The 9,211-nt window shown below is 64.7% G+C and carries 7 protein-coding genes; all 7 read left to right on the forward strand.

Annotation, left to right across the window (positions count from 1 at the left end):
- Positions 1-70: 70 nt before the first annotated feature.
- Positions 71-598: a molybdopterin-guanine dinucleotide biosynthesis protein B gene (mobB, locus tag AC1DW2_RS42885; protein WP_477009110.1), complete on the forward strand. Its 528-nt coding sequence runs from the start codon at positions 71-73 to the stop codon at positions 596-598.
- A 9-nt stretch (positions 599-607) separates the two neighbouring features.
- Positions 608-1,864, forward strand: a complete 1,257-nt coding sequence (locus tag AC1DW2_RS42890; RefSeq protein ID WP_477009111.1) for a molybdopterin molybdotransferase MoeA — start codon at positions 608-610, stop codon at positions 1,862-1,864.
- Between the two features lie 43 nt (positions 1,865-1,907).
- A complete protein-coding gene (locus AC1DW2_RS42895) occupies positions 1,908-2,171 on the forward strand; it encodes a sulfurtransferase TusA family protein (RefSeq protein WP_014497569.1) in 264 nt (87 codons plus the stop codon).
- Between the two features lie 319 nt (positions 2,172-2,490).
- Positions 2,491-4,146 (forward strand): OFA family MFS transporter, encoded by a 1,656-nt coding sequence (locus AC1DW2_RS42900; RefSeq protein WP_063985266.1) that lies wholly within the window; start codon positions 2,491-2,493, stop codon positions 4,144-4,146.
- A 110-nt stretch (positions 4,147-4,256) separates the two neighbouring features.
- Positions 4,257-4,529 carry a hypothetical protein gene (locus tag AC1DW2_RS42905; protein ID WP_477009112.1) on the forward strand — a complete coding sequence of 91 codons (273 nt, stop codon included), beginning with the start codon at positions 4,257-4,259 and terminating at the stop codon, positions 4,527-4,529.
- 152 nt (positions 4,530-4,681) lie between these two features.
- Positions 4,682-6,385 (forward strand): NADH-ubiquinone oxidoreductase-F iron-sulfur binding region domain-containing protein, encoded by a 1,704-nt coding sequence (locus AC1DW2_RS42910; protein ID WP_477009113.1) that lies wholly within the window; start codon positions 4,682-4,684, stop codon positions 6,383-6,385.
- The gene (gene fdhF / locus AC1DW2_RS42915) at positions 6,382-9,150 is read left to right on the forward strand and encodes a formate dehydrogenase subunit alpha (RefSeq protein WP_477009114.1); all 2,769 of its coding nucleotides are present in this window, start codon (positions 6,382-6,384) and stop codon (positions 9,148-9,150) included. The genes AC1DW2_RS42910 and fdhF overlap by 4 nt, the downstream gene beginning before the upstream one ends.
- Positions 9,151-9,211: the final 61 nt, after the last annotated feature.

Here is a 9,211-nt window from a genome sequence, read left to right on the forward strand (position 1 = left end):
GCGCTCGCAATGACGGGGAGAGGCCAGGGGTTCCATCGGCTGACGAGCCGTTGGCGGAGATCGAACGGACATGAAAGTCATCGGCCTTGCGGGCTGGAGCGGTGCGGGCAAGACCACGCTGTTGACGCGGCTGATCCCGCATTTCAACGCGCAAGGCCTGCGCGTCTCCGTCATCAAGCATGCCCATCACCAGTTCGACGTCGACGTGCCCGGCAAGGATTCCTGGCGCCACCGCGAGGCCGGCGCGGCCGAGGTGCTGGTTGCGTCGTCGAACCGCTGGGCCCTGATGCATGAATTGCGCGGCGCCGAGGAACCGCGGCTGCCGGAGCTCCTGGGCAAGCTGTCGGCCGTCGATCTCGTCGTGGTCGAAGGCTTCAAGCGCGAGCCGCACCGCAAGATCGAGGTGCATCGCGCCGGCAACGGCAAGCCGCTGCTGTTTCCCGATGATCCCGGGATTGTCGGGATTGCGACCGACATTGCCATTGAAACCCGCCTGCCGACCGTCCATCTCGATGACATCGAGGCCGCCGCGGCATTGCTGCTGCGTGCGGCGATGCCGGTCGAGGAAGCGGTGGCAAAAAGCGCCGCGACACGCTGACGAGGCACCATGGCGCAACTGTCGGACGATTGCTTTGCCTTCGGCGGACCGATGATGTCGGTCGACGAGGCCGTTGGTCTGATCACCACGCGCGTCAATGCGATCGCCGATATCGAGACCGTGGCACTCATTGACGCGGACGGACGCGTGCTCGCGCACGATATCGCGGCGCCCCTGCCGCTGCCGCCCTTCACCAACTCCGCCGTCGACGGTTACGCCGTGCGCAACGCCGACCTTCCGGACAGCGCGGAACGGGCATTCCCGCTCGACGGCCGCATCCAGGCCGGCGGCCTTGCGCAGGCGCCGATCAAGGCCGGCCACACTGCGCGCATCTTCACGGGCGCGCCGATGCCGCCCGACGCGGAGACCGTCTTCATGCAGGAAGACGTTCGCCTCGATGAGGCCGGCAGAATCGTGCTGCCGCCGGGGCTGAAGCCCGGCGCGAATGTCCGCCCTGCGGGCGAGGACATTCCGCAAGGACACGTCGCGCTGCGGGCCGGCCAGCGGCTGCGGCCGCAGCATGTCGCGCTTGCTGCAGCATTCGGCCTTGTCAGGCTCGACGTCGTCAGGCGCATCCGCGTTGCCGTGTTCTCGACCGGTGACGAGCTGACTTCGCCCGGCGAGCCGCGCGCGGCCTCACAGCTGTTCGATTCCAACCGCTTCATGCTGATGGCGATGCTGCGCCGGCTCGGCTGCGAGGTCTCCGACCTCGGCATCTTGCGCGACGAGCGCAATGCGCTCGCGGATGGATTGAAGCAGGTTGCAGGCAGCCACGATCTGATCCTCACCACCGGCGGCGTCTCGACCGGCGAGGAGGACCACGTCAAGGCGGCTGTCGAGAGCATCGGCTCGCTGGTGCTGTGGCGGATGGCGATCAAGCCCGGCCGTCCCGTTGCGATGGGCATCATCGGCGGCACGCCGCTGATCGGCCTGCCCGGCAATCCCGTCGCCAGTTTTGTCACCTTCGTCCATGTGGTGCGGCCGACGGTGCTGGCGCTCGCGGGCAGTCTGCCGGAGCCGCTGTTGCCGATCCCGGTGCGCGCTGCGTTCACTTACAAGAAGAAGATCGGCCGCCGCGAATATGTTCGCAGCTCGTTGCGGCGCGGAGAGGACGGTGCGTTGGAAGCGGTCAAGTTTCCGCGCGAAGGCGCAGGCCTGTTGTCGTCGCTGGTCGAGACCGATGGCCTCATCGAACTCGGCGACGACATCACGCGTGTCGAGCCGGGCCAGAGCGTGGGTTTCTTGTCCTATGCGGATTTGCTCTGAGCCTCGCGTTGACGCCATCGCCTCACCCCGCCATGTTGYGCCCATGACCAGAACCACGCTCGATCTCACCGGGTTGAAATGCCCGCTACCTGCCTTGAAGACGCGCAAGGCGCTCAAACCGTTACAGCCGGGCGATCAGCTCGAGGTGCACTGCACCGACCCCTTGTCGGTGATTGACATTCCGAACCTGATCCGCGAGACGGGCGACACGGTGGAGATCACCGAGCGCAACGAGGCGCGCATCGTGTTCTTGATAGAAAAGATCAATGGATCGATAGAGAAAACCAATGGTGCGCTGCGTTCGTAGTGCACGGTCACTCTGCTGATACCTACCTTTTGTCTATCGACATCAATCGTGGCTTCTGCCCCAATTGACAACCTCMGTGCAGGCGCGGAGGTTGAGTCTTGTCTGCGATACGCGGATGAACGGGCCAAGCTCACGAAGCCTGCACGGTGTATCGGCATAGAGCCCCGCTCGAGGGGTTAACGACTCGGATGYGCGTGACGATCCTGGCGCGCGTCAATGATTGTGCGGAGCAGCAGGGACCGTGGCTGCGCCGCAAGGGCTGAGGACCAGGATTGCAGCGGCAGGCTTGCTCAGAAGGGCAACTGCAGGGGAGGACTACATGGCAACAATCGAGAGCGCTGGAACACTTTCGGGTGCCGGCGCAGGTTTTCTGGATCGCGAGCGAACCATCGCGACCGCCGGCTTCAATCGCTGGCTGGTGCCGCCGGCTGCGCTCTGCATCCATCTCTGCATCGGCATGGCCTACGGCTTCTCGGTGTTCTGGCTGCCGCTGTCGCGTGCGATCGGGGTGACCGCGCCGAAGGCGTGCGCAGACATGTCGCTGTTTCAGGAGCTGTTCACGACCAGCTGCGACTGGAAGGTCGCCAGCATGGGGTGGATGTACACGCTGTTCTTCGTGTTGCTCGGTATCGCGGCTGCGGTTTGGGGCGGCTGGCTGGAGCGCGTGGGACCGCGCAAGGCCGGCTTCGTCTCGGCGCTATGCTGGTGCGGCGGCCTCTTCCTCGGTGCGATCGGGGTCTACACCCATCAGCTCTGGCTGTTGTGGCTGGGCTCGGGCGTGATCGGCGGCATCGGTCTCGGCCTTGGCTATATCTCGCCGGTGTCGACGCTGGTGAAGTGGTTTCCGGACCGCCGCGGCATGGCGACCGGCATGGCCATCATGGGCTTCGGCGGCGGCGCCATGATCGGCGCGCCGCTGGCGAACCTGTTGATGAACTACTTCAAGACCCCGACCTCGGTCGGCGTCTGGGAGACCTTCGTCGCGATGGGCGTCATCTACTTCGTGTTCATGATGATCGGCGCGTTCCGCTATCGCTTGCCGCCGCCCGGCTGGCAGCCCGAGGGCTGGACCCCACCGTCCAAGGCCAACGCGATGATCTCGAAGAGCAACGTCCATCTCAACGACGCGCACAAGACGCCGCAGTTCTGGCTGATCTGGTGGGTGCTGTGCCTGAACGTGTCGGCCGGCATCGGCGTGATCGGCATGGCCTCGCCGATGCTCCAGGAGATCTTCGCCGGCAAGCTGATCGGYCTGCCTGACGTCGGCTTCAACGCGCTCGACGCCGGGCAGAAGGCGCAGATCGCCGCGATCGCCGCGGGCTTCGCCGGATTGCTGTCGCTGTTCAACATCGGCGGCCGCTTCTTCTGGGCATCGCTGTCGGACAAGATCGGGCGCAAGAACACCTACTACACGTTCTTCATCCTCGGCATCGTGCTCTACGCGCTGGCGCCGACGTTTGCAGCGATGGGCTCGAAGCTCCTGTTCGTGCTCGGCTTCGGCATCATCCTGTCGATGTATGGCGGCGGGTTCGCCACCGTGCCGGCCTATCTTGCCGACATGTTCGGGACCCAGTTCGTCGGCGCCATCCATGGCCGGCTGCTGACGGCGTGGTCCACCGCGGGCATCATCGGCCCCGTCGTGGTGAACTATATCCGCGAGTTCCAGCTCGCGGCGGGCGTGCCGCGCGATCAGCTCTACAACACGACCATGTACATCCTGTGCGCGATGCTGATCGCGGGCCTGATCTGCAACTACCTGATCAAGCCGGTCGATTCGAAGTGGCACATGAAGGACGCCGACGTCGCCAAGCTGCAAGCGGCGAGCGCCAGCGCCGCTGCCGCGGGGCCRCACGGCTCCTACGGCATCGGATTTGGCGGGCTTGACGTCAAGGCGGCGCTGTTCTGGGCCTTCGTCGGCGTGCCCCTGCTTTGGGGTGTCTGGAAGACGCTGGAGAGCGCGGTCAAGATCTTCTGACCGTCGTCGAGACTGCCGCGGGATGCTGATCATCGGCGTCCCGCGGCGTTCGCCTTTTAGACATCATCAAGAGGCGGACTTAATCAAGAGTGGGACTTAGGGGGATTGAAATGCTTCGCACCCGAATTTGCCTTGTGGCCGTGTTGCTTGTCGCCGGCCTTCATGCCGCATCCGCGCAGACGACGCCGCCGGCGGCGCCTGCCGCAACGACCGAAGCCAAGCCGGGCAAGATCAAGCTCACCATGCAGAAGCTGAAGGACATGAAGGCGAAGTGGGCGGCCAACAAGCCGAAGCTCAAAGCCTGCCGCGCCGACGTGAAGTCCAAGGGCCTCGCTGGCGACGACCGCTGGTTCTACATCGAAGAGTGCATGAGCAAGTCGTGAGGTCGCGCCACAAATCGCATCGATGAAGGGGCATGGAGCCGGGCGGCTGCATGCCCCTTAAATGCTTATCGGAACGCATGAATTCTCTTGGCATCTGGTATGCCAAAGGCTAGGGTTGGACTCATTCTAAAGAAGAGATACGAGACGCATCGATGAGTCACGACGTGCACGAGGTCCGCTCGTTCGAACATCCGGGCGAGGGACGGAAGCGAGCCAAGGCCACGCCCAAGGGGCGGCAGGTCGATCCCACCGCCGCGCACGAGATGGAGCAATTGCTCGGCGACAAGCCTCGGCGGCGCGACCTTTTGATCGAATATCTGCACCTGATCCAGGATAAATATCACCAGATATCGGCTGCTCATCTCGCCGCGCTTGCCGACGAGATGAAGCTCGCTTTCGCCGAGGTGTTCGAGACGGCGACCTTCTACGCGCATTTCGACGTGGTGAAGGAAGGCGAGCCTGATATCGCGCCGCTGACGATCCGCGTCTGCGATTCTCTCACTTGCGCGATGCTGGGCGGCGAGAAGCTGCTCGCCGATCTGCAGAGCACATCGGGTCCGGGCATCCGCGTCGTGCGCGCGCCCTGCGTCGGCCGCTGCGATACCGCGCCGGCGGCCGAGGTCGGTCACAACTTCGTCGATCACGCGACCGCGGCCAATGTGATGGCGGCCGCGAAGGCCGGCGACACCCACGCGCATCTGCCGAAGTACGTTGACTACGACGCTTACGTCGCCGGCGGCGGCTACAAGCTGCTCAATCGCGTGCGCTCGGGCGAATTGCCGAAGGACGATCTGCTGAAGGCGCTCGACGACGCCTCGTTGCGCGGTCTCGGCGGCGCCGGCTTCCCCACGGGCCGGAAATGGCGCGCGGTGCTGGGCGAACCCGGCMCGCGGCTGATGGCGATCAATGGCGACGAGGGCGAGCCTGGCACGTTCAAGGACCGCGTCTATCTCGAAAGCGATCCGCATCGCTTCATCGAAGGCATGCTGCTCGGCGCGCATGTCGTGCAGGCCTCCGACGTCTACATCTATCTGCGCGACGAATATCCGGCATCGCGCGAGATCCTCGAGCGCGAGATCGCAAAGCTTCCGCCGGGCGGTCCGACGTTGCACATGCGCCGCGGCGCCGGCGCCTATATCTGCGGCGAGGAATCCTCGCTGCTCGAAAGCATCGAGGGCAAGCGCGGGCTGCCCCGGCACAAGCCGCCTTATCCGTTTCAGGTCGGCCTGTTCGGCCTGCCGACGCTGATCAACAACATCGAGACGCTGTGGTGGGTGCGCGACATCGTCGAGAAGGGCGCGGACTGGTGGAAGGGCAATGGCCGCCATGAGCGTCACGGCCTGCGCAGCTTCTCGGTCTCGGGCCGCGTCAAGAACCCCGGCATGAAGCTGGCACCCGCCGGCATCACCGTGCGCGAATTGATCGACGAATATTGCGGCGGCATGGCCGACGGGCACCAGTTCTACGCGTACCTGCCGGGCGGCGCGTCGGGCGGCATCCTGCCGGCGTCCATGGACGACATCCCGCTCGATTTCGGAACGCTGGAGAAATACGGCTGCTTCATCGGCTCGGCCGCGATCGTGATCCTGTCGCAAAAGGACAGCGTGCGCGCGGCGGCGCTGAACCTGATGAAGTTCTTCGAGGACGAGAGCTGCGGCCAGTGCACGCCGTGCCGTGTCGGAACCCAGAAGGCGGCGCAGCTGATGCAGAAGCCGGTCTGGAACCGCGCGCTTCTGGAAGAATTGAGCCAGGCGATGCGCGATGCCTCGATCTGCGGGCTCGGACAGGCGGCATCGAATCCGCTGTCTACCGTGATCAAATATTTCCCTGACGAGTTCAAGGAAGCGGCCGAATGACCAAAATTACGTTCGAGCTCGACGGCAAGCAGGTCGAGGCCAAACCCGGCGAGACGATCTGGCAAGTTGCAAAACGCCAAGGCCGCGAGATTCCGCATCTGTGCTATTCGCCGGCGCCCGACTACCGCCCCGACGGCAATTGCCGCGCCTGCATGGTCGAGATCGAGGGCGAGCGCGTGCTTGCCGCGTCCTGCAAGCGCACCCCGTCGGTCGGCATGAAGGTGAAGACCGAGTCCGCGCGTGCGGTGTCGGCGCAAAAGATGGTGATGGAGCTGCTCGTCGCCGACCAGCCGGCGCGCGAGACCTCGCACGATCCGGATTCGAAGTTCTGGCACTGGGCCGAGACCACAGGCGTCACCGAGAGCCGCTTCCCCGCCGCCGAGCGCTGGGCGACCGACGCCAGCCATCCGGCGATGCGCGTCAATCTCGATGCCTGCATCCAGTGCGGCTTGTGCGTGCGCGCCTGCCGCGAGGTCCAGGTCAACGACGTCATCGGCATGGCGTATCGCAGCCATGGCTCGAAGATCGTGTTCGACTTCGACGATCCCATGGGCGAGTCCACCTGCGTCGCCTGCGGCGAGTGCGTGCAGGCCTGCCCGACCGGCGCGCTGATGCCGGCCGTCATGCTCGACGAGAAGCAGACCCGTGTCGTCTATGCCGACAAGAAGGTGGATTCGCTCTGCCCGTTCTGCGGCGTCGGCTGCCAGGTGACCTACGAGGTCAAGGACGAAAAGGTGATCTACGCCGAGGGTCGCGACGGTCCTGCCAATCACAACCGTCTTTGCGTCAAGGGCCGCTTCGGCTTCGACTATATCCACCATCCGCATCGTCTGACCAAGCCGCTGGTGCGGCTGCCGAATGCGAAGAAGGATTCCAACGACCAGGTCGACCCGGCCAATCCCTTCACGCATTTCCGCGAAGCGAGCTGGGAAGAAGCGCTCGACATCGCGGCCAAGGGCCTCGTCAAGATCCGCGACGAGAAGGGCGTGAAGGCGCTGGCCGGCTTCGGTTCGGCCAAGGGTTCGAACGAAGAGGCCTATCTGTTCCAGAAGCTGGTGCGCACCGGTTTCGGCTCGAACAATGTCGACCACTGTACGCGACTCTGCCACGCCTCGTCGGTGGCGGCGCTGTTCGAAGGCCTGAGCTCGGGCGCGGTGTCGGCGCCGTTCTCGGCTGCGATGGATGCCGAAGTCATCATCGTGATCGGCGCCAATCCGACCGTGAACCATCCGGTTGCCGCGACCTTCATCAAGAACGCGGTCAAGCAGAATGGCGCCAAGCTCTTCGTAATGGATCCGCGCCGGCAGACGCTGTCGCGCCATGCGACCAAGCATCTGCAATTCAAGCCGGGCTCCGACGTCGCCATGCTGAATGCGATGATCAACACGATCATCACCGAGGGCCTGACCGACGACCAGTATATCGCCGGCTACACCGAAGGTTTTGAGGACCTCAAGGAGAAGATCAAGGAATTCACGCCGGAGAAGATGGAGGCGATCTGCGGCATCCCGGCGCAAACGCTGCGTGAGGTCGCCCGGACATATGCGCGGGCAAAATCGTCGATCATCTTCTGGGGCATGGGCATCAGCCAGCACGTCCACGGCACCGACAATGCGCGCTGCCTGATCGCGCTCGCGCTGATCACCGGCCAGGTCGGCCGTCCCGGCACAGGTCTGCATCCGYTGCGCGGCCAGAACAACGTGCAGGGCGCCTCCGACGCCGGCCTGATCCCGATGTTCCTGCCGGATTATCAGCCGGTCAGCCGCGACGATCTGCGCGGCAATTTCGAAAAGCTGTGGCACCAGGATCTCGATCCCGTCCGCGGCCTGACCGTGGTCGAGATCATGAACGCGATCCATGCCGGCGAAATCACGGGCATGTATATCGAGGGCGAGAATCCCGCGATGTCCGATCCCGATCTCCAGCATGCGCGCCAAGCGCTCGCCATGCTCGATCATCTCGTCGTGCAGGATCTCTTCGTCACCGAGACCGCGTTCCACGCCGACGTCATCCTGCCGGCCTCGGCCTTTGCCGAGAAGGACGGCTCCTTCACCAACACCGATCGTCGCGTGCAGCTCGCGCGCCAGGTGATCAAGCCGCCGGGCGATGCGCGGCAGGATCTCTGGATCATCCAGGAGATCGGCAAGCGGATGGGCCTGCCCTGGAATTACTCCGGCCCCGGCGACGTCTACACCGAGATGGCGGAGTTGATGCCCTCGCTCAAGAACATCAGCTGGGAGCGGCTGGTGCGCGAAGGTGCCGTGACCTATCCGGCCGACGATCCGAACAAGCCCGGCAACGAGATCATCTTCACCACGGGCTTCCCGACCGCGAGCGGCCGCGGCAAGATCGTGCCGGCCAAGGTCATCCCGCCGGATGAGCTGCCCGACGCCGAATATCCGATGGTGCTCTCGACCGGCCGCGTGCTCGAGCACTGGCACACAGGCTCGATGACCCGCCGCGCGCAGGTGCTCGACCAGATCGAGCCGGAGGCGGTCGCGTTCATGTCGCCGAAGGACATGCACCGGAAGAAGCTCGCGCCCGGCGATTTCATCCGGCTGGAGACCCGCCGCGGTGCGGTCGAGGTCAAGGTCCGCTCCGATCGCGACGTGCCGGAGAACATGGTGTTCATGCCGTTCTGCTACGCGGAGGCGGCGGCCAACCTGTTGACCAACCCGGCGCTTGATCCCTTCGGCAAGATCCCGGAGTTCAAGTTCTGCGCGGCCAGGGCCGAGCGTGCGGAGATGCGGGACGCGGCGGAGTAATACTCCGCCGTCGTTGAGCGGCGTAGCACCGTCAACGCCCACTGTCGTCCCCGCGAACGCC

This window comes from Bradyrhizobium sp. P3_C3 (assembly GCF_056402655.1).

What these genes read in the sequence shown, in the direction of transcription:
- AC1DW2_RS42890 (WP_477009111.1), top strand. Translation starts at nt 608, where the DNA reads ATGGCGCAACTGTCGGACGATTGCTTTGCCTTCGGCGGACCGATGATG.
- AC1DW2_RS42905 (WP_477009112.1), top strand. Translation starts at nt 4,257, where the DNA reads ATGCTTCGCACCCGAATTTGCCTTGTGGCCGTGTTGCTTGTCGCCGGC.
- AC1DW2_RS42895 (WP_014497569.1), top strand. Translation starts at nt 1,908, where the DNA reads ATGACCAGAACCACGCTCGATCTCACCGGGTTGAAATGCCCGCTACCT.
- mobB (WP_477009110.1), top strand. Translation starts at nt 71, where the DNA reads ATGAAAGTCATCGGCCTTGCGGGCTGGAGCGGTGCGGGCAAGACCACG.